Origin of the sequence: Cellulomonas triticagri (assembly GCF_003696205.1) — a bacterium.
In the GTDB taxonomy this organism is placed as follows: domain Bacteria; phylum Actinomycetota; class Actinomycetes; order Actinomycetales; family Cellulomonadaceae; genus Cellulomonas; species Cellulomonas triticagri.
This window is the reverse complement of sequence record NZ_RFFI01000267.1, coordinates 1-990: the sequence shown is the minus strand read 5'-3', so window position 1 is coordinate 990 and position 990 is coordinate 1. Positions and strand designations below refer to the sequence as shown.

Sequence of the window (990 nt, the reverse complement as noted above, 5' to 3'; positions counted from 1 at the left end):
CCCCTGGGGCGCACGGCCGCCGGTCCGACCGGCACGACCGGTGCGCCGGGCGTCCTGGGCGCGTCGGGTGCCCCTGGCGTCGCCCGGGCGGTCCCCGCGCCCGCGGTGTGGGCGTCCCCGACGACCGCACCGTCGACACCGGGGAGCCTCGGCTCCACGCCACCGCCCTCCGCGCCGAGCCCGGCCGACGGACCGCGTCCGTCCGGTGCGCCGAGCGCGTCGGCGACCCCGCCCGTCCCGCCCGTCCGGGGGCTCGCCGGGCTGCTCGCCGCGTCCCCGTGGCGCGGCACGCTGACGGCGCTCGCGGCGGTGCAGGTCGCGTTCCTCGGTCTGCTGACCTGGGCTTCCCGCCCCACGGTGGCGCTCGGTGCCGTCGCGGTGGTCGTGCTGGTGCTGCGGGCCCGCCCGCTGGTCGTCGCGGAGCTGCGCGGCGTCCTGGTGGGCGTGGCGACCGCCTACGGCACGGTCGTGGTCGCGGTGCTGCTCGGGGCGCAGGGCTGGGACGGGTTCGGCGTGCTCGGCCTGGTCGCGGTGTCCCTGCTGGTGCTGGCGGCCGTGCTCACGGTCCTGCCACGCGTCGCGACGGACACGTGGCTGGGCGTGCTCACCGTGGCGCTGCTGCCCGCGGTCGCCGGGATCGTGGCGGTGGCCGTGGACCGCACGTGGTGGGGCGCGGGCGTCGCGGCGGCGCTGCTGGCGCTGGAGGTCGTGCTGCTCGCGACCGGCGCGCGCCGCGTGCCGGGCTGGCTGCGGGTGCTCGCGGCAGCCCTCGCACTGCCGACGGCCTCGGTGGTCGTGATCTGCGCGGGTGCGGTGCTGCTGCCGGGCTCGGGGTCGCCGGTGCTGCTCCCGGTCATCGCGGTGCTCACGGCGGGTGTCGCGCTCGCGGCCCCGGGTGCGGCGGCGGGCGTCGCGCGCCGGACCGCCGACGTCCGTCCGGGCAGCGCGCGCATCGCCCTCGAGGTCGCCGCGGCGGCGACCGGCGGCATC

General features: G+C 80.3%; 1 pseudogene. It reads left to right on the top strand.

Annotation, left to right across the window (positions count from 1 at the left end):
• Positions 1 to 990: pseudogene (locus tag EBM89_RS21720) on the top strand (hypothetical protein); the annotation flags it as partial.